Source organism: Xanthomonas graminis pv. graminis (genome assembly GCF_030168915.1).
Classification (GTDB): Bacteria; Pseudomonadota; Gammaproteobacteria; order Xanthomonadales; family Xanthomonadaceae; genus Xanthomonas_A; species Xanthomonas_A translucens.
This window is the reverse complement of record NZ_CP076255.1, coordinates 1,753,426-1,771,872: the sequence shown is the minus strand read 5'-3', so window position 1 is coordinate 1,771,872 and position 18,447 is coordinate 1,753,426. Positions and strand designations below refer to the sequence as shown.

At 69.0% G+C, this 18,447-nt stretch carries 16 protein-coding genes; 10 read left to right on the top strand and 6 right to left on the bottom strand.

Features of this window, described 5'->3' with window-relative positions; all coding sequences use genetic code 11:
• The first annotated feature begins 135 nt into the window (after positions 1-135).
• The 3 genes from dnaE to KHF85_RS07670 all read left to right on the top strand — a co-directional run bounded on the left by dnaE (position 136) and on the right by KHF85_RS07670 (position 5,641).
• The gene (gene dnaE, locus KHF85_RS07680; protein WP_284569120.1) at positions 136-3,729 is read left to right on the top strand and encodes a DNA polymerase III subunit alpha; all 3,594 of its coding nucleotides are present in this window, start codon (positions 136-138) and stop codon (positions 3,727-3,729) included.
• 166 nt (positions 3,730-3,895) lie between these two features.
• Positions 3,896-4,855, top strand: coding sequence for an acetyl-CoA carboxylase carboxyltransferase subunit alpha (locus tag KHF85_RS07675; protein WP_284569119.1), 960 nt, complete (start codon positions 3,896-3,898; stop codon positions 4,853-4,855).
• A gap of 27 nt (positions 4,856-4,882) precedes the next feature.
• Positions 4,883-5,641 carry a tetratricopeptide repeat protein gene (locus KHF85_RS07670; protein ID WP_284569118.1) on the top strand — a complete coding sequence of 253 codons (759 nt, stop codon included), beginning with the start codon at positions 4,883-4,885 and terminating at the stop codon, positions 5,639-5,641.
• Between the two features lie 169 nt (positions 5,642-5,810).
• On the opposite strand, the gene KHF85_RS07665 is transcribed toward KHF85_RS07670, so the two are convergent.
• Positions 5,811-6,266 (bottom strand): CopD family protein, encoded by a 456-nt coding sequence (locus KHF85_RS07665; protein ID WP_284569117.1) that lies wholly within the window; start codon positions 6,264-6,266, stop codon positions 5,811-5,813.
• Positions 6,267-6,347: 81 nt separating this feature from the next.
• On the opposite strand from KHF85_RS07665, the gene KHF85_RS07660 reads away from it, so the two are divergent.
• Positions 6,348-6,953: a class I SAM-dependent DNA methyltransferase gene (locus tag KHF85_RS07660; protein WP_284569116.1), complete on the top strand. Its 606-nt coding sequence runs from the start codon at positions 6,348-6,350 to the stop codon at positions 6,951-6,953.
• A 63-nt stretch (positions 6,954-7,016) separates the two neighbouring features.
• Entirely contained in the window at positions 7,017-8,327 is a 1,311-nt protein-coding gene (locus KHF85_RS07655) for a polyhydroxyalkanoate depolymerase (protein ID WP_284569115.1), read from the top strand.
• Between the two features lie 45 nt (positions 8,328-8,372).
• Here the strand turns inward: KHF85_RS07655 and KHF85_RS07650 are convergent, their stop codons facing one another.
• Positions 8,373-9,293, bottom strand: a complete 921-nt coding sequence (locus tag KHF85_RS07650) for a sensor domain-containing protein (RefSeq protein ID WP_284569114.1) — start codon at positions 9,291-9,293, stop codon at positions 8,373-8,375.
• The gene (locus tag KHF85_RS07645) at positions 9,290-9,655 is read right to left on the bottom strand and encodes a PadR family transcriptional regulator (RefSeq protein WP_284569113.1); all 366 of its coding nucleotides are present in this window, start codon (positions 9,653-9,655) and stop codon (positions 9,290-9,292) included. Before KHF85_RS07645 ends, KHF85_RS07650 begins: the two co-directional genes overlap by 4 nt.
• Before the next feature lie 158 nt (positions 9,656-9,813).
• Between KHF85_RS07645 and KHF85_RS07640 the strand changes: the two genes are divergently transcribed.
• Together KHF85_RS07640 and KHF85_RS07635 are read left to right on the top strand one after the other, a co-directional pair.
• Positions 9,814-11,577 (top strand): XVIPCD domain-containing protein, encoded by a 1,764-nt coding sequence (locus KHF85_RS07640; protein ID WP_284569112.1) that lies wholly within the window; start codon positions 9,814-9,816, stop codon positions 11,575-11,577.
• An 89-nt stretch (positions 11,578-11,666) separates the two neighbouring features.
• Positions 11,667-12,581, top strand: coding sequence for a peptidylprolyl isomerase (locus KHF85_RS07635; RefSeq protein WP_284569111.1), 915 nt, complete (start codon positions 11,667-11,669; stop codon positions 12,579-12,581).
• 46 nt (positions 12,582-12,627) lie between these two features.
• Here KHF85_RS07635 and KHF85_RS07630 read toward each other — a convergent pair whose 3' ends face one another.
• Together KHF85_RS07630 and KHF85_RS07625 are read right to left on the bottom strand one after the other, a co-directional pair.
• Positions 12,628-13,140 (bottom strand): DinB family protein, encoded by a 513-nt coding sequence (locus tag KHF85_RS07630; protein WP_284569110.1) that lies wholly within the window; start codon positions 13,138-13,140, stop codon positions 12,628-12,630.
• A gap of 11 nt (positions 13,141-13,151) precedes the next feature.
• A complete protein-coding gene (locus KHF85_RS07625) occupies positions 13,152-14,081 on the bottom strand; it encodes a DMT family transporter (RefSeq protein ID WP_284569109.1) in 930 nt (309 codons plus the stop codon).
• Between the two features lie 235 nt (positions 14,082-14,316).
• Between KHF85_RS07625 and KHF85_RS07620 the strand changes: the two genes are divergently transcribed.
• On the top strand, positions 14,317-15,258 hold the full coding sequence (locus KHF85_RS07620; protein WP_284569108.1) for a LysR substrate-binding domain-containing protein: 942 nt from the start codon (positions 14,317-14,319) through the stop codon (positions 15,256-15,258).
• A gap of 358 nt (positions 15,259-15,616) precedes the next feature.
• Positions 15,617-15,910, top strand: a complete 294-nt coding sequence (locus KHF85_RS07615) for a hypothetical protein (protein WP_003478425.1) — start codon at positions 15,617-15,619, stop codon at positions 15,908-15,910.
• 121 nt (positions 15,911-16,031) lie between these two features.
• Here the strand turns inward: KHF85_RS07615 and KHF85_RS07610 are convergent, their stop codons facing one another.
• A complete protein-coding gene (locus KHF85_RS07610) occupies positions 16,032-16,214 on the bottom strand; it encodes a hypothetical protein (protein ID WP_284569107.1) in 183 nt (60 codons plus the stop codon).
• A 179-nt stretch (positions 16,215-16,393) separates the two neighbouring features.
• Between KHF85_RS07610 and KHF85_RS07605 the strand changes: the two genes are divergently transcribed.
• Positions 16,394-18,211 carry a DUF885 domain-containing protein gene (locus KHF85_RS07605; RefSeq protein ID WP_284569106.1) on the top strand — a complete coding sequence of 606 codons (1,818 nt, stop codon included), beginning with the start codon at positions 16,394-16,396 and terminating at the stop codon, positions 18,209-18,211.
• The last annotated feature ends 236 nt before the right edge of the window (positions 18,212-18,447 follow it).

Sequence of the window (18,447 nt, the reverse complement as noted above, 5' to 3'; positions counted from 1 at the left end):
CTGCAACAGCGCGCGCAGGGTCCGCACGCGGCCAACCACCGGGTCCCGAGTCCCCGGTCCCGAGTCCCGAACTTGTCAAGCCTTGCCCGCCCCCGCCCCCGCCGCTAACCTGCCCGGGCATCGTTCTGGTTTCGCATGTCCACTTCCCGCTTCGCCCATCTGCACGTCCACACCGAGTTCTCGCTGGCGGATTCGACCATCCGTGTGCCCGAGAAACCGGATCAGGCCGACCCGAAGAAAGCCAAGCAGGCCAACCTGCTCAGCCGCGCGGTGGAGCTGGAGTTGCCCGCGCTCGCGGTCACCGACCTGAACAACCTGTTCGCGCTGGTCAAGTTCTACAAGGCCGCCGAAGGCGTGGGCATCAAGCCGATCGCCGGCGCCGATCTGCTGATCGCCGACAGCGCCGGCGAGACGCCGTGGCGGCTCACCGTGCTGTGCCGCAACCGCGACGGCTATCTGAGCCTGTCGCGGCTGCTGACCCGCGCCTGGCTGGAAGGCCACCGCAACGAAGGCGGCGTGGCGATCCGCCCGGAATGGCTGCAGACCGGCAGCGACAACCTGTTCGCGCTGGCCGGGCGCAGCAGCCTGGCCGGACGCCTGGCCAGCGAAGGCCGCCACGATCTGGCCGAGCAGCAACTGGCCGACTGGCAACGCATCTTCGGCGACGGCCTGCACCTGGAACTGACCCGCACCGGCCGCGACGGCGAGGACGCGTTCAACCAATTCGCGCTGCATGCCGCCGGCACCCGCGGCTTGCCAGTGGTGGCCAGCAACGACGTGCGCTTCCTGTACGCCAGCGATTTCGCCGCGCACGAGGCGCGGGTGTGCATTTCCTCCGGCCGCGTGCTCGACGATCCCAAGCGCCCGCGCGACTACAGCGACCAGCAATATCTGAAGTCGTCCGAGGAAATGGCCGCGCTGTTCGCCGACATTCCCGACGCGCTCGACAACACGCTGGCGCTGGCGCAGCGCTGCAACATCGAGATGCAGTTGGGCACCTACTTCCTGCCCGCGTATCCGGTGCCCGACAACGAGACCCTGGACAGCTGGATCCGCAGCCAGTCGCGCGACGGGCTGACCGCGCGTCTGGAGAAAAATCCGCTGGCGCCGGGCAAGACCCGCCAGGACTACGTCGACCGGCTCGAGTTCGAGCTGGACACGATCATCAAGATGGGCTTCCCCGGCTACTTCCTGATCGTGGCCGACTTCATCCAGTGGGGCAAGCACCAGGGCATCCCGATCGGCCCGGGCCGCGGCTCCGGCGCCGGCTCGCTGGTGGCCTGGGCGCTGCAGATCACCGACCTGGACCCGCTGCCGTACAACCTGCTGTTCGAGCGCTTTCTCAATCCCGAACGCGTGTCGATGCCCGACTTCGACATCGACTTCTGCATGGACCGCCGCGACGAGGTCATCGACTACGTCGCGCGCAAGTACGGCCGCGACCGGGTCAGCCAGATCATCACCTACGGCACCATGGCGGCCAAGGCGGTAGTGCGCGACTGCGGCCGCGTGCTCGGCTTCCCGTACGGCTTGGTCGATGGCGTGGCCAAGCTGATCCCGAACATCCTCGGCATCACCCTCAAGGACGCGATGGGCGAAGGCAAGGATTCGGAAATGGCCTCGCCGGAGTTGATCCAGCGCTACCAGAGCGAGGACGACGTCCGCGACCTGATGGACCTGGCACGGCAGCTGGAGGACCTGACCCGCAACGCCGGCAAGCACGCCGGCGGCGTGGTCATCGCGCCGACGCCGCTGTCCGACTTCTGCCCGCTGTTCGCCGAACACGACGTCGACAACCTGGGCCGCAACCCGGTCACCCAGTTCGACAAGGACGACGTCGAGCAGGTCGGCCTGGTCAAGTTCGACTTCCTCGGCCTGCGCACGCTGACCATCATCGACTGGGCGGTGAAGGCAATCAACGTGCGCCATGCGCGCGCCGGCATCCCGCCGCTGGACATCACCGCGCTGCCGCTCGACGACGCGCCGACCTACAAGGGCATCTTCGCCTCGGGCAACACCGGCGCGGTGTTCCAGTTCGAATCCTCGGGCATGCGCCGGCTGCTCAAGGACGCCAAGCCCGACCGCTTCGAAGACCTGATCGCGCTGGTGTCGCTGTACCGCCCCGGCCCGATGGACCTGATCCCGGACTTCAACGCGCGCAAGCACGGCCAGCAGGAGATCATCTACCCCGATCCGCGCACCGAAGCGATCCTGAAGGACACCTACGGCATCATGGTGTACCAGGAGCAGGTGATGCAGATGGCGCAGATCGTCGGCGCCTACTCGCTGGGCGGCGCCGACCTGTTGCGCCGCGCGATGGGCAAGAAGGTGCCGGCGGAGATGGCCAAGCACCGCGAGATCTTCCGCGAGGGCGCGGCCAAGGGCGGCGTCGGGCAGGCCAAGGCCGACGAAATCTTCGACCTGATGGAGAAGTTCGCCGGCTACGGCTTCAACAAGTCGCACGCCGCCGCCTATGCGCTGGTCAGCTACCAGACCGCGTGGCTGAAGCGGCATTACCCGGCCGAGTTCATGGCCGCGACGCTGTCTTCGGACATGGACAACACCGACAAGGTGGTCGGCTTCCTCGACGAGGTGCGCAACCTCGGCCTGACCGTGCTGCCGCCGCGGCTCAACGCCTCGGCCTACATGTTCGCCGCGGCCACCCCGGACACCATCCAGTACGGCCTGGGCGCGATCAAGGGCGTGGGCCGCGGCGCCTGCGAGGCGATCGTGGCCGAGCGCGAGCGCGGTGGCGACTACGTCTCGCTGCTGGATTTCTGCACCCGCGTGGAATCGGCCAAGCTCAACAAGCGCACCCTGGAAGCGCTGATCAACGCCGGCGCGATGGACGGGCTGGGCAGCAACCGCGCCACGCTGATGCTGCAGCTGCCGGAGGTGATGAAGGCCACCGAGCAGATGGCGCGCGAGCGCGCCTCCGGGCAGAACTCGCTGTTCGGCGGCGCCGACACCAACGCCCCGGCGCTGCGCCTGGAGCTGCCGGAAAGCAAGGAATGGCCGCTGGGCCAGCTGCTGACCGGCGAGCGCGAGACGCTGGGCTTCTACCTCAGCGGCCACCCGTTCGACCCCTACCGCGAAGAAATACGCGAACTGGTCGGCTGCGACCTGAGCGCGCTGGAAAAGATCTGCGCGCAATCCGGCGGCGGACGCGGCGGCGGCGGCGGCGACGGCGAAAAACGCGCCTGGCGCCCGGAAACCAGCGCGATCCTCGCCGGCCAGGTGGTCGGGGTGCGGCGCAAGGGCGACAGCCAGGTGTTCGTGCAGCTCGAGGATGGCCGCGGCCGGGTCGAGTGCAGCGCGTTCACCGACGCCATCGCCGAGTTCGGCCACCTGCTCACCCGCGACCGCATCCTGATCGTCAAGGGCGGCGTGCGCGAGGACGAATTCAACGGCGGCTATGCGATGCGCATCCGCCAGTGCTGGGACTACGAACAGATCTGCAGCCACCACGCGCAGCGCCTGTCGCTGCGCCTGGACCTGCGCCAGCGCAGCACCTGGCCGCGCATCGACGCGCTGCTGGCGCGCCACCGCCCCGGCAAGACGCCGCTGCGCCTGGACCTGCTGCTGCAGTCCGAACACGGCGCCGTGGCCGGCATGCTCGACCTCAACGGTAGCCATTCGGTCCGCGTGGACCCGCAGCTGCTGGACACCTTGCGCGCCGATCCGGGCGTGCGTGCGGTGAAGGTGAAGTACAGCCCGCCGTGGGCTTGAGGAGCCGGGACTCGGGACTCGGGACCCGTAAGAGCAAGGGCCGTTGCCTTTGACTTTACGAGTCCCGGGTCCCGAGTCCCGGGTCCCGGCCCCTCACTACCCCCCCGTACGGGCCAACCGCATCGGTTCGGCTAAACTGCGCCTCTTACGTTCACGACGGCCTCCAATGAATCCGAACTACCTCGACTTCGAGCAACCCATCGCCGATCTGGAAGCCAAGATCCAGGAACTGCGCAACGCCAGCACCGGCCCGGCGGTCAACGTCGACACCGAGGTGCGCGCGCTGCAGGACAAGCTGCGGGTGCGCACCGCGCAGATCTTCCGCGACCTGTCGTCGTGGCAGATCTCGCAGCTGGCGCGGCATCCGCAGCGGCCGTACACGCTGGACTACATCAACGTGTTCTGCGACGAATTCCAGGAGCTGGCCGGCGATCGCGCGTTCGCCGACGACAAGGCCATCGTCGGCGGCCTGGGCCGTATCGACGGGCGCCCGGTGGTCATCATCGGCCACCAGAAGGGCCGCGACACCAAGACCAAGGTCGCGCGCAACTTCGGCATGCCGCGTCCGGAGGGCTACCGCAAGGCGCTGCGGCTGATGAAGCTGGCCGAGCGCTTCAAGCTGCCGCTGCTGACCTTCATCGACACCCCCGGCGCCTACCCGGGCATCGGCGCGGAAGAACGCGGCCAGAGCGAGGCGATCGCGCGCAATCTGCTGGAGATGGCCGAACTGAAGGTGCCGGTGATCTGCACCGTGATCGGCGAAGGCGGCTCCGGCGGCGCGCTGGCGATCGGCGTCGGCGACCGCACGCTGATGTTGGAATACGGCACCTATTCGGTGATCTCGCCGGAAGGCTGCGCCTCGATCCTGTGGAAGGACGCCGCCAAGGCCAAGGATGCCGCCGAGCAACTGGGCCTGACCGCCAAGCGCCTGTCCGCGCTGGGCCTGGTCGACAAGGTGGTGCGCGAGCCGATCGGCGGCGCGCACCGCAACCCCACGCAGATGGCCAGGCGCCTGAAGGCGGTGCTGCTCAACGAACTGGACGCGCTGGAAAAACTGCCGGTCGAGCAGTTGCTGCAGAAGCGCTACGAGCGCCTGCGCGGCTACGGGGCGTACGAAGCGGCCTGATCGCAACAACACAAGGAAGCGTTGTCCATGAGTCCCATCGTCCTGCTGTCGCTGGCCTTGCAGCTGGCCTGCTGCGTGCACGTGGTGCGCAGCGGCCGCCCGCTGTACTGGATCTTCATCCTGCTGATCTTTTCGTATCTGGGGATCCTGATCTACGTGATCGCCGAACTGCTGCCGCAATGGCGCAACGATCCGCGCGCGCGCCGCCACCTGCGCAAGGTCGGCGCCAAGCTCGACCCGAACCGCGACAAGCGCACCGCCGGCAATCGCCTGGAACTGGCCGACACCGTGGACAACCGCCGGCAACTGGCCGAGGTGCACCTGGGCAACGGCGAATACGCGCAGGCGGCCGAGGTGTTCGAGAGCGGCTTGCGCGGCATCCACCGCGACGACCCGGGGCTGCTGCTGGGACTGGCCAAGGCGCAGTTCGGCCTGGAGCAGCCGGCCGCGGTGAAAGCCACGCTGGACCGGCTGATCGCCGCCAACCCGCAGTTCCGCTCGCACGACGGCCACCTGCTCTACGCGCGCGCCACCGAGGCGCTGGGCCAGACCGACGCGGCGCTGGAGGAATACGCCGCGCTCGCCGACGACTACCCCGGCGAAGAAGCGCGCGTGCGCTACGCGCAACTGCTGCAGCGCGCGGGCCAATCGCAGCGCGCCGGCGAAGTGTTCAACGAAGTGCTGAAGCGCTCCAGCCTGGCCCCGCGCTACTACCAGCGCGACCAACGCCAGTGGATCGACCTGGCCAGCAGCGAACGCAAGCGACTCGACAGCGCCAGCACCTAGCGCATTGCGCCCCAACGGCGGTGCAAGCGGCTTCGGCCGCATGCGCCATCAGCCGCAACGCGCATTCCCGCAAGCTCCACAGCGTCCGTCGCACAAAACGCTGCAGTTACCCAGCCACGCCATCACCGGATCAGCCAGCAGCATATTCCGAGTCCCGGGTCCCGCGCACTCAGAACGGCTTCGCCAACACCAGCCAGATCACCACCAGCAGCGCCAGCACGGGCAGTTCGTTGAACAGGCGCAGCGCGCGCGCGGACGGCAGCGCGCGCGCCTGGCCCACGCCCTTGAGCCAGCGTCCGCTGAAGATGTAATAGCCGAGCATCAGCGCCACCAACCCCAGCTTGGCGTGCAGCCAGCCGCTGTGGCCGGGCGCGACCATGGTCGGGAAATCCGGCAACACCTTATAGCCCAGCCACAGCGTCAGCCCCAGCAGCAAGGCCAGGCCGAACATCATGTGGCCGAAGCGGTACAGGCGCCGCCCCATCAGCACCAGCCGCGCCTGCACCTCCGGCTGCCCCGCGCTCTCGGCGATGTTGACCAGGATCCGCGGCAGGTAGAACACCGCCGCCATCCATGCGACCACGAACAGCAGGTGCAGGGACTTGATCCACAGATAGAGGTGCATGCGCTGGCTCCGGGTCGCTGGCGTAGGATGTCACGCCATTTTCGCCGATTCGCATCGCCCCCGCACGGACCACGACCGCACATGGACAAACAGTACGACGCCGACTATTTCCAGCGCTGGTATCGCCGCGACGCGATTGGCGGCAACGCGCGCCTGGCGCGCAAGGTCGCGCTCGCCGTCGCCCAGGCCGAGTACTACCTGGAACGGCCGATCCGCAGCGTGCTCGACATCGGCTGCGGCGAAGGCGCCTGGCGCGCGCCGCTGCTGAAGCTGCGGCCGAAACTGCGCTACCTGGGCTTCGACAGCAGCGACTACGCGATCGCGCGCTACGGCCGCCAGCGCGACCTGCGCCCGGCGCGGTTCGGCGATTTCGCCTGGCTGCGGCCGTGCGCGCCGGTGGACCTGCTGGTGTGTGCGGACGTGCTGCACTACCTGCCCAGCCGCGAACTGCGCCAGGGCCTGCCGGGCCTGGCCGAACTGTGCGGCGGGGTCGCGTTCCTGGAGACCTTCGCCATGGAGGACGCCTTCGACGGCGACCATGCCGGCTTCCAGCCGCGTCCGGCGCGCTGGTATCGGCGCCAGTTTGGTGCACTCGGGCTGCGCCCGGTCGGCAGTCATTGCTGGCTATCGCCAGCGCTGGCAGGGGATGCAGCGGCGCTGGAAACGATTGGTCTGGTGCCCCATTAAGGTGCAACCACCCCGGATAGGATATGCTGCACGGCAGCATACGCTCAGGATGGAAACACCGGCATGCTCTACCAGTGGCACGAACTGACCCGCAACCTGCTCGCCCCCTGGGTCCACCAGGCAGCGGCCAACGCCAAGATCTTCTCCGACGCCAATAGCCTGTGGGCCACGCTCCCGGGCGCCGAGCGCCTGGCCGCCAGCAACGAACTGCTGCACCGGCTCGGCAAGGACTACGAGAAGCCGGCCTGGGCGCTGGACCACGTCGAGGTCGACGGCCACCCGCTGCCGATCGTCGAGCAGGAAGTGCTGCGCAAGCCGTTCTGCCGCCTGCTGCGCTTCAAGCGTTTCAGCGACGACGCCAAGGTCGTGGCCGGGCTCAAGCAGCAGCCTGCCGTATTGGTGGTGGCGCCGCTGTCCGGGCACCACGCCACGCTGCTGCGCGATACCGTGCGCACCCTGCTGCGCGACCACAAGGTCTACGTCACCGACTGGATCGACGCGCGCATGGTGCCGCAGCGCGACGGCGATTTCGGCCTGGACGACTACGTCAACTACGTGCAGGACTTCATCCGCCACATCGGCGCCGACACGCTGCACGTGATCAGCGTGTGCCAGCCGACCGTGCCGGTGCTGGCCGCGGTGTCGCTGATGGCCGGGCGCGGCGAAGCCACGCCGCGCTCGCTGGTGATGATGGGCGGGCCGATCGATGCGCGCCGCAGCCCGACCCAGGTCAACAACCTGGCCACGCGCAATCCGCTGTCGTGGTTCGAGCACAACGTCATCCACACCGTGCCGCAGGCGTATCCGGGGCATGGCCGCGCGGTGTATCCGGGCTTCCTGCAGCACACCGGGTTCCTGGCGATGAACCCCAGCCGGCACTTCATGTCGCACTGGGATTTCTACGCCAACCTGGTCAAGGGCGACCTGCAGGACGCCGAGGCGCACCGCCGCTTCTACGACGAATACAACGCGGTGCTGGACATGCCGGCGACCTACTACCTGGACACGATCCGGGTGGTGTTCCAGGAATTCCTGCTGCCGCGCGGGGAATGGGTGATCGGCGGCGAGCGCGTGGAGCCGGCGGCGATCCGCGACACCGCGCTGCTCAGCATCGAAGGCGAACTGGACGACATCTCCGGCCTGGGCCAGACCGCCGCCGCGCAGGACCTGTGCACCGGCATCGCCGCGCACCGCCGCCAGCATCTGGAAGTGGAAGGCGCCGGCCATTACGGCATCTTCAGCGGCCGCCGCTGGCGCGACATCGTCTATCCGCAGGTGCGTGCGTTCATCGCCGCCAACGCCGCGACCACGGCGCAGGCGCCGAGCGGCAACGTCACCCCACTCAAGCGTCGCGGCAGCCGTAAGGCCGGCTGAGCGGGGACCGCGCGCGGCCGGCGCCTGCCGGCCGCAGCGTCAAGCTCATTGCGCCGCGCTGTGCACCAGCAGCTGCTTGGCCAGCATGCCGTGCAGCTTGCCAATGCCACGCGCCAGGTGCAGCGTGGCGAACAGCAGCACGACGCCCAGCGCACTCCACAGCGGCAGCAACCACGGCGCGCTTTCGGTGACGTTCCAGTCGACGAACAGGACGTTGAACTGCTGCGGGAGGAAAAATCCCAGCGGTGCTGCCGCGAGCGCCAATCCCGTACTCAGCAGGGTGATGAACACGCTGAAGTAGAAGACCCCCAACGGCAGCATCAGCGCGAAATACAGCATCGTGGTCCAGGTCCGCGCGTCGGTGAACATCTGCCCGATGCGCCGCAGCCACGGCTGTTCGCGCGCGCTGTACAGCGGCCGCCGCGGCATGCGCTCGCCCAGCAAGACCTCGACGATGCGCCCTTCCACCAACGACAGCAGCCGCACCGAACCGAAGAACAGCACCAGCAACGGCACGCCGATGATCAGCACCAGCATGCCCAGCGACACGCTGACCCCGGTGACCACCCAGGTGAAGTAGAAGATGCCGGTGACCAGCGACAGCAGCATGTAGAAGAACGCGCCGTAGGCACGCGGATCGGCGGCCACGCCGAAGAAGCGGCCCAGCAGCGACTTGCGCTTGGGCGGCGCCGGCGGCTTCAGCGCGCGGTTCACCGTGACCTCGGTGTCGCGGTAGATCGCCGCCACCTCCTCCGGCGCGCCGTAGCTGCCGGCGACTTCGGCGATGACCTCGGCCTCGCTCTTGCCGGCCTGCTCGGCCAGCTCGGCGCGCAGGTATTCCTCCGCGTCGTACAACGCGTCCTGGACCAGCGCCGGATCGGCGCCGGCCAGCGCCGCGCGCAGTTGCGCCAGATAGTCGGGAATGGTGGCCGGCAACGGCCGCGCCTGGAGTTGTTCGCTGCTCATTCTGAAATCCCCTTCAGGACGGAATCGACGGAATCGCGGGTGGCGCGCCACGCCGCGGCCCACTGCTGCAAGGTGGCGTGGCCGGGTTCGGTGATGCGGTAGTAGCGCCGCGGCGGCCCGGCCACCGACGGCTCGACATGGCTGGACAGCAGCCCGGCCGCTTCCAAGTTGCGCAGCACCGGATACAGCGCGCTCTGCTTGCCGCTGAGCACGCCCTCGCCCACTTTCTCCAGGCGCTTGGCGATCAGGTAGCCGTACATGGGTTCCTTGGCCTCGGCCAGCACGGCCAGCAGCGCGAGCGACACGGTGCCCGCGCTCAACTCCTTCTGGAACTTCTTCAGCTGCGCATCCGGCTCGACCATGACCACCTCCACCTAGGTAGGAATGGATACTAGTGTCGAGTTCTCTATAGCGAATGTGCTGGTAGTCATGCCGCGAACGAAAGCCTGACGCATCGGCAACATCGGCCTGGCTATCCTCCGCGCCGCTCGCGCCGCCAGGCGCTTTCCAGGAGGAATGCATGAATTCGACGACGCCCCCCGCCCAGGCCACCGATCCCACCTTCGGCGGCGCCACCAGCAACGGCAGTGCAGGTCCGTTGACGTGGAATCCGGCCGACGGCAGCGCCAGCGTGGAGCACACCCAGTCCCAGTCGCTGGGACGCAGCGGGCCGCTCGCGTACCAGCTCGTCTCCACCCAGAGCGTGGGCGCCAGCCGGCGCAGCGCCGACGGCAAAACCGAGTTCGGCCTGGAGATGGAATTCCGCCAAGGCCAGCAGGTCGACGCCGCCAGCAGCGGCCGCAACGCCGCCAGCCTCAGCCGTAGCACCCAGTTCGGCGAGCGCGCGCGCTACACCGTCACCCTGCCCGGCGACGCCAGCGCCGAGGCCGCGCGTGCGGTCGATCCGTTCGATCCGCTCACCATCCCGGTCGAAGGCAGCGTCAGGCTCGACGGCCAGGGCTTCGTGCGCACCTCGCTGGAGACCTCGTTCCGCCATTTCGCCAGCAGCAGCGAACACACCGACGCGGCGGGCGTGAGCTACGCCGCGCAGCGCCTGGACGCCTACCACGTGCGCGTGGCGACAGGACCGACCGCGGCGATCGAACACATCGAAATGCTTGGACTGAAGACGCCCGTGGCGCAGGCCATGCTCGGCCGCCAGGACGCGCTGGGTCAGGCCAGCATGCACACCGCGACCTTCGACCTGCGCGATCCGCAGGCGCAGGCCGCCTACCGCGATTTCCTCGGCAGCGGCCAGTTGCCGGCGCAGGCGCCCGGGGTCAGCGACGTGCAGCGGATCGACACCCTGAGCATGAGTTCGCAGACCCGCGCCAGACTCGGCCTGGGGCCGCTGAGCCTGGACCTGGCCGGGCAGCGCAACAGCGGCGAGAACGTGCGTGCCACCCGGGCCGATGGCAGCAGCACCGTCGCCAGCAAGCTGCAGTACGCCGACAACGTGCCGCTCACCCTGACCCGCCAGTTCGACGCCGCCGGCAGCGAACACGTCGCGGCGCGCCGCTACCAGCTCGGCTTCGGCAAGGTCGACGCCAATCAGGCGCAGCTGCTCAATGCCGCGCTGGCCAGGAAGGACACCGCGGACGACGCCATCGCCGCCGGCCAGGACCTGACCCTGAACTTCTCGGAGGCGCAGATGGGCGCGCTGCGCCAGCAGTACGCACAGGCCGCGCAGGCGCGTCCGTTCGATCGCGAGCAGGCCGGCGCCTACGCCCGCATGAGCAACGAGGCGTTCGCGCTCGATCTGGCGCGCACTCTCGGCAATTCCCCGCACGGCCTGAGCGAACGCCTGTTCCACGTCGCCGCCGATGCCGACGGCGCGCTCGGCGGTGCGCTGACCCGGATCGACGCCGGCATCGACAGCCCCGCGGCGAAGCCAGCGGCCGCAACGCCGACAACCCCGGCGAACGCGCCGTCCGATCCGCGCGACCCCGCGCATCCGGACCATGCGATGCAACGCATGATCGACGCCCGCTTGACCCCGGCCGATCCGCAACTGGCCACGCACCTGCTGCTGGCCGCCAGGCGCGAAGGCCTGACCCGGATCGATCATGTGCTGCGCAACGACGCCGGGCGCGTGTTCGCGGTACAGGGCGACCCGATGTCGGCGGACAAACGCACCGCCTACGTGGACGCGCAGGTCGCCACGGCCACGCCGCTGCAGGACAGCGTGCGCCAGCTCAATGCCTTGAATGCGACGGCTCAACAGTCCGCGGTGGCCGCCGCGCAGGAGACGCCTGACGCCGCGCAGCGCGCACCGGCGCGCTGAGTCCGGCGGCACGCAGGCTACGCAACGGCGGCATTGGCGCAACGGCGGTGGCTGGGTAAGAATCGGCTACCGTCCTCCAGGCTACCGCCATGCCCTTGCGCCCCAGCCTGCTCGCCCTCGCGTTGCTGTCGTCCGCCGCCTGCGCACTGGCGGCGGCGCCGGCCGCGCCATACCGCAGTCCGCAGCAGATCCTGGACGCGTCCAAGCCCGGCGACTGGCGCACGCTGGATCCGGCCAACACCCTGTATCTGGACCTGGACGCCGGTCGCGTCGTCATCGAACTGGCGCCGGCGTTCGCGCCGCAGCATGTCGGCAATATCCGCACCCTGGCCCACGAGCACTTCTGGGACGGCCTGAGCATCTACCGTTCGCAGGACAACTTCGTGGTGCAGTTCGGCGATCCCGACGGCGAGGAGGCGGACAAGGCCAAGCCGCTGGGTTCGGCCAAGCGCCACCTGCCCGCCGAGTTCCAGCGCAACGCCAAGGGCCTGGCGTTCCAGGCGCTGCCGGACCGCGACGGCTGGGCGCCGCAAGTGGGCTTCGTCGACGGCTTTCCAGCTGCACGCGACCCCAAGGACGGCACCGCGTGGCTGGCGCACTGCTACGGCACCCTCGGCGCCGGCCGCAACAACGACGAGGACAGCAGCATCGGCGCCGAGCTGTACGTGGTCACCGGGCAATCGCCGCGGCAGCTGGACCGCAATATCACCGTGGTCGGGCGCGTGGTCAAGGGCATGGAACTGCTCAGCGTGATCCCGCGCGGACCGGACCCGATGGGCTTCTACGCCAAGCCCGAACAGCGCACGCCGATCCGCGCGATCAAGCTCGCCAGCGACCTGCCCGAGGCCGAACGCACCCCGCTGCAGCTGCTGCGCACCGACACCCAGACCTTCCGCGACGTGGCCGAAGCGCGGCGCAATCGCCGCGACGATTTCTACAAGCGCCCGGCCGGGCACATCGACCTGTGCAACGTGCCGCTGCCGGTGCGCACGCCGCCGCAGTAATGCGCCAGCGCGCGCGCCAGCCGGCGGCGCACTGCACCGCCGGCGCTCAGCCCGGCGCCGCGCCGCGGCGCTCGGGGTCGCGCGCGTGCAGGAAGCGGGTGAACAGCTCGCGCGGCTGTTCCACCCCGCACTCGCTGAGCAGCATGGCGATGTTGCCGCGGTGATAGGCGCCATGCGCCAGCACGTGGAACAGCATTTCCTCGCGGGTCATGCGGCCGGCATCGCCATCGGTGAAGCGGAATGCGAGCGACTGCTGCAATGCGCTCGCTTCGAGCCGCGCGATGTAGCCGGCGTACCAACGGTCGGATTCGGCAACGGCCGCGTGCAGTACGTCCAGCGCCGGCGTCTCAGGCGTGTTGCTGTCCGTGAACGCATGCGTGCCGCCGTCCAGATGCGCGGCGAAGATCCGGTCCACCACGTAGGTGTGGTTCAACAGCCGGATCGCGCGCTGCCGTTGCGCCGGATGCGCGGCCGCGTCGATCTGCGCCAACGCCTGCAGCAGCTCGGCGTTGGCCCAGGCCTTGTAGGCGAATTGCGATGCGAGCAAGGAAGCGGTCATCGGCAGGTCCTTCAACGCGCACGCTGGCTGAAGGCGATGCTGCCCAGGATCAACACGCCGGCCAGCAGCATGCTCCAGGTCAGCGGCTCGCCGAGGATCGACCACGACAGCAGCGCGCCGAACACCGGCACCAGGTAGGTCACCGTGGACGCGCGCGCCGGGCCGATGCGCTGGATCAACCGGTAGTACATCAGCAAGGCCAGCCCGGTGCAGACCACGCCCAGCGCGCCGGCGCAGGCCCAGGCCAGCGCCGGCACCGGTGCGGCCGGCCAATGCGTCCACGCCAGCGGCGCCAGCAGCAGTGCGCTGCAGCCCAGCGTGCAGGCAGCCGACGCGGCCGGCGGCAGGTCGCTCATATAGCGCTTCACTAGGCTGTAGCCGATCCCGTACAGCAGCGAGGCGGTGGCACCGGCGAACGCCGCCGGCCCCACGCTCAGCCCGGCCGACTTGCCGGTGGCCAGCACCACGATGCCGACGAAGCCGATCAGCAGCGCCACCGCGCGGCGCGCGCCGATCTTCTCGCCAAAGAACAGGAATGTGATCAGCGCGGTGAACAGCACCGTCATCGCGTTGCAGATCGCGCCGATCGCCGCCGGCGCATGTTGCGCGCCCCATGCGAACAGCAGGAACGGCAGCGCGGAGTTGAGCAGCCCGATCGCCGCCAGCGCCGGCCAGCGGCGCAGCGGAAAGCGTGCGCGCGCCATCCACAGGAACGGCAGCAGCACCGTCGCCCCCAGCGCCAGGCGCAGCTCCACCAGCGCATAGGCGCCGAACGGCGGCGCCGCCACGCGCATGAACAGGAACGAGCAGCCCCAGACGATGCCCAGGAACAGCAGTTCCAGCGGCGTGCGCCAGTCGCGCACCGCGGGTGCCGGAAGGGCGTCGACTGGATCGCCGGACGCGGGATTGGCTGCATTCACCGTGTTGTCTCCTGAGTTCATCTCGAGTCCGCTGCCATCGAGCGTGCTGCCGCCGCGGACGCAGCTGCCGCCTGCCGCCTGGAACAGGCGACAGGCGACAAGCAAAGTTCGCGACCAGCGGCAGAAGCGGCTCCCCGCGCCGACCTGGGCCGCACCGGCCCCGCATCTTGCGCATGGCTGCCAGGATCGCGCGCCGCCGCAACGCGCACAAGCGCGTAGTATCGTCGCAAGCCACAAATCTGCCGCGTGTCTGCCGATGCAATTGCGTCCTGCCCTGCTGCCCGCGCTCGGCGTGTTCGCCGTCGCCGCGCGCCACCAGAACTTCGCCCATGCGGCAGAGGAACTGCACCTCACCGCCAGCGCGGTCAGCCACCACGTGCGCAAGCTGGAAGCGCTGCTCGGCGCGGCCCTGTTCCAGCGCCATGCGCGCGGGATCAAGCTGACCGCCGAGGGCCGGCAACTGGCCGATGCGGCCAGCGCGGCGCTGGCCGACATCGCCGCGGTGGCCGGCAACCTGCATCCGCAGGCCGACACCGCGCCGCTGCGCATCACCACCTTGCGCTCGCTGTCCTACTGCTGGCTGCTGCCGCGGCTGCCGCGCTTCTGCCAGGCGCATCCGCACGTGCGCCTGGACATCCAGACCGACGCGGCGTTCTCGCGCTTCGAGGACGGCGGGCCGGACCTGGGCATCCGCTACGGCCAGGGCGCATGGCCCGGACTGACCTCGCACCACCTGATGGACGACGCGTTGTTCCCGGTGGCCTCGCCGGCACTGCCGCAGCTGGCCACGTTGCACCACCCCGAGCAGATCGCGCAGCTGCCGCTGCTCACCGACATGTCGCCGCAAGGCTGGCGCGACTGGTTCCGCGCCGCCGCGGTGCGCGGCGTGGAACTGCCGCCGATGCACACCTTCAACGACAGCACCGATGCGATGCGCGCGGCGGTGTATGGGGTGGGCGCGGTGCTGGCGCGCAAGCACATTGCGCAGCCCTACCTGCAGCGCTACGAGCTGGTGCGCCTGCCCGGCCCGGCGCTGAAGGCGCGCTATTCCTACTACATCGTGCATCCCGGCCACCGCCTGCCCAGCCCGGCGGCCAGCCAGTTCATCGACTGGCTCAAGCGCGAGGCCCTGGACGAACGCACGCCAATGCCGGCGCTGCCTGCTGAATTGCTGGGGTTGCCGCCGCGGGCGAGCTAGGTTTTGCGTGGTTGCACGCTTTTGTAGGAGCGGCTTCAGCCGCGACGACCGCAGCGGCGGGCCTTCCGGCTTTGGACGTTGTCGCGGCTGAAGCCGCTCCTACAGAAAGGCATCGCCCGAAAATCGGGACTGTTCCGAGGCGCCGCTGTCGCCGCAACGCGAGCAGGTGTTCGCCAACCGTTTCCCCGTGCTGAACCAGGCGCAGGCCACGCCCGACCGGCGCGCGCAGTTGCGGCTTGGCGCCGGTCTTCGACGCCGCCCACTGGGCAGCGCAGCGCCGCACGCGCGCCGAGCCGTCATCACTTCGCCTTAGCCGGCGTCTGCCTAGCCTTGCCTTTCATTCCCCAGAGGAAGGCACATGCCCCTGCTCCGTATCCGCATCACCGGCAGCGAAGACGACGCACGCGCCATCATCAACCTGCTCGGCAGCCTGGAAGGCATCGAGCATGTCGAGGAAATCGACGATCTGATGAACCAGATGGACGACGACGATTCCAGCTCTGCCGGACTGCCCGACGACCAGGGTCCGGGCACCCACGAAGTGGAGATCGAAGCCGGCAACGCCGCCACCGCGCTGAAGGTGCGCGAGGCGGTGGAAGCGCTGGCGTTCGACCTGGAAGTGATCGTGGAGTTCGAGCAGGACGAAGGCTAGCGCCTTCCTCCCTCGGCACCGAAGCCCTGTAGGAGCGGCTTCAGCCGCGACCGAGATTTTCCGGTGGAGCGGTCGCGGCTGAAGCCGCTCCTACAGTGACACCCTGGAAAGCGCCAGCTTCCTAAACGCGTCTGCCTCGCCGTCGCAGCCAGGCGACCAGCCACCAGAGCACCACGCACGGCGCCAGCGCCGCGAGCGCACGGATCGCCAAGGCGGCGGCGAAGATCGATCCGGTCTCGGCGAACGCCCCACCGATCTCGCCGCGGCTGCGTTCGCCATCGGGCGCGGCGGACTGCAGGGTCAACCGGCGGCGTCTCGATGCGCCGACGCTGCTGCGCCGCGTCCTGGCTGGCGGCCAGCAATTGCGTGCCGAGTTCGGCCAGCTTCGCCGACAGGCGGAAGAAGCACCAGGGTAATCCAACAGCAGGTGCGCGCACCGCGGCGGCCGCCTATGCTTGGGAATCGACCACCACAGGAAACCCGATGCGCAAGCACCTGCTCGCTGCTGCCCTGCTCGCCGCCCTCGCCGGCTGCCAGAAGCCCGCCGATGCGCCGACCGTGGCGCCCGCCGCCACGCCCGGCGCGGCCGCCGATGCTGCCGACCCGGCCGCCGATGCCGCCTTCGCCGCGTTGTCCAAGCGTGCCGTGGACACCTGGATGCAGCTGTCCCCGGTCGGCGCCACCCAGACCGGCGATCACCGCTACGACAGCGAGCTGGACGACCTCAGCGCCGCCGGCCGGCAGAAGAGCCTGGACGCGAGCAAGCAGGTGTTGGCCGACCTGGACAAGCTCCAGGTGAGCAAACTCTCGCGCGAGAACCAGGTGGATGCGGCGATCCTGCGCAACCAACTGCAGTCGGACATCTGGAGCAGCGAGGTCTCGCAGAGTTGGGCGTGGGATCCGCAGGTGTACACCGGCCTGGCCGGCGGCGCGATCTACGGGCTGATGGCGCGCGAATTCGCGCCGCTGCCGGAGCGGCTGAAGTCCGCCACCGCGCGCATGGAAAAGATCCCGGCGCTGTTCGCGCAGGCGCGCGCGAACCTGGATCCGGCACGGGTGCCGGAGATCCACGCCAAGACCGTGGCCAAGCAGAACCAGGGCATCCTCAGCATCGTCGATACCTTCATCGCCCCGCACGTCAAGGAACTGCCGGACGCCGACGCGCAGCGCCTGCAGGCGGCGATCGACGGGCTGAAGAAAGCGGTGGCCGAACAGCAGACCTGGCTGGACAAGACCCTGGTGCCCAACGCCAAGGGCGATTTCCGCATCGGTGCTGAGAAATACGACCAGAAACTGACATTCGCGCTCAACTCCTCGCTGTCGCGCGCCGAGATCAAGCAGCGCGCCGAGGCCGAGCTCAAGCGCGTGCGCGAGCAGATGTACGGCATCGCCCGCACCGTGCTCAAGGACCGCCCGAACGCACCGGCGCTGGTCGATGCGCCGAACGACGCGCAGCAGCAGGCCGCGATCGAGGCGGCGCTGGAGCTGGCGTATGCGCAGCATCCGGCGCGCGACAAGGTGGTCGAGGAGGCCAAGGCGTCGCTGGCGGCCTCCACCGAATTCGTCCGCGCCAAGGACCTGCTGACCCTGCCCGACGCGCCGGTGGACATCATCCTGATGCCCGAGTTCCAGCGCGGCGTGGCGGTGGCGTACTGCGACTCGCCCGGCCCGCTGGACAAGAATTTGAAGACCTTCTACGCGGTATCGCCGATTCCCGACGACTGGAGCGCGCAGCAGGCCGAATCGTTCCTGCGCGAATACAACGGCCGCATGATCCACCTGCTGAGCATCCACGAAGGCGTGCCCGGCCATTACGTGGAAGGCTGGCACTCGGCCAAGTTCCCCTCGACCCTGCGCGGCGTGCTGCGTTCGGGTACGTTCGCCGAAGGCTGGGCGGTGTACACCGAACGGATGATGCAGGAACAGGGCTACCTGGACAACGATCCGCTATTCCATCTGGTGCAACTGAAGTTCTACCTGCGCACCCTGGCCAACGCGCTGCTGGACCAGGGCGTGCACGTGGACCACTGGAGCAAGGAACAGGCACTGCGGCTGATGGTGCACGACACCTTCCAGCAGCAGAGCGAAGCCGAAGGCAAGTGGGTGCGCGTGCAGCTGAGCTCGGCGCAGCTGCCGACCTACTTCGTCGGCGTGCAGGAACACCTGGACCTGCGCAAGGCGATGCAGGCCAAGCTCGGCGACAGCTTCGACCTGAAGGCCTACCACGACCAGGTGCTGTCCTATGGGGCGCCGCCGGTGCGCTTCGTGCGGGAGTTGATGCTGGATGAGCCGATTCAGTGAGGGGTGGCCGGGACTCGGGACTCGGTAAAAGCCCTCACCCGAACGTCTCGCACGATCCAACTGGAGAACAGCCCCCCTTGAGTCAAGGGGGGCGCGCCGACAGGCGCGGGGGATGTGGAAGATGGTGAGCCGGGGCCCACGGTTTGCGCAGCAAACTGTGGGGGCGACAGCGCGCATGCGATGGCGCCGCTCAAGGGGAGCGCGCCGACAGGCGCGGGGGATGTGGAAGATGGTGA

Bases quoted from the DNA above. Each gene is read 5' to 3' on its own strand.
- KHF85_RS07650 (WP_284569114.1), bottom strand. From the start codon at position 9,293: ATGAGCAGCGAACAACTCCAGGCGCGGCCGTTGCCGGCCACCATTCCC.
- dnaE (WP_284569120.1), top strand. From the start codon at position 136: ATGTCCACTTCCCGCTTCGCCCATCTGCACGTCCACACCGAGTTCTCG.
- KHF85_RS07670 (WP_284569118.1), top strand. From the start codon at position 4,883: ATGAGTCCCATCGTCCTGCTGTCGCTGGCCTTGCAGCTGGCCTGCTGC.
- KHF85_RS07615 (WP_003478425.1), top strand. From the start codon at position 15,617: ATGCCCCTGCTCCGTATCCGCATCACCGGCAGCGAAGACGACGCACGC.
- KHF85_RS07660 (WP_284569116.1), top strand. From the start codon at position 6,348: ATGGACAAACAGTACGACGCCGACTATTTCCAGCGCTGGTATCGCCGC.
- KHF85_RS07640 (WP_284569112.1), top strand. From the start codon at position 9,814: ATGAATTCGACGACGCCCCCCGCCCAGGCCACCGATCCCACCTTCGGC.
- KHF85_RS07635 (WP_284569111.1), top strand. From the start codon at position 11,667: ATGCCCTTGCGCCCCAGCCTGCTCGCCCTCGCGTTGCTGTCGTCCGCC.
- KHF85_RS07675 (WP_284569119.1), top strand. From the start codon at position 3,896: ATGAATCCGAACTACCTCGACTTCGAGCAACCCATCGCCGATCTGGAA.
- KHF85_RS07655 (WP_284569115.1), top strand. From the start codon at position 7,017: ATGCTCTACCAGTGGCACGAACTGACCCGCAACCTGCTCGCCCCCTGG.
- KHF85_RS07645 (WP_284569113.1), bottom strand. From the start codon at position 9,655: ATGGTCGAGCCGGATGCGCAGCTGAAGAAGTTCCAGAAGGAGTTGAGC.
- KHF85_RS07625 (WP_284569109.1), bottom strand. From the start codon at position 14,081: ATGAACTCAGGAGACAACACGGTGAATGCAGCCAATCCCGCGTCCGGC.
- KHF85_RS07605 (WP_284569106.1), top strand. From the start codon at position 16,394: ATGCGCAAGCACCTGCTCGCTGCTGCCCTGCTCGCCGCCCTCGCCGGC.
- KHF85_RS07630 (WP_284569110.1), bottom strand. From the start codon at position 13,140: ATGACCGCTTCCTTGCTCGCATCGCAATTCGCCTACAAGGCCTGGGCC.
- KHF85_RS07620 (WP_284569108.1), top strand. From the start codon at position 14,317: ATGCAATTGCGTCCTGCCCTGCTGCCCGCGCTCGGCGTGTTCGCCGTC.
- KHF85_RS07665 (WP_284569117.1), bottom strand. From the start codon at position 6,266: ATGCACCTCTATCTGTGGATCAAGTCCCTGCACCTGCTGTTCGTGGTC.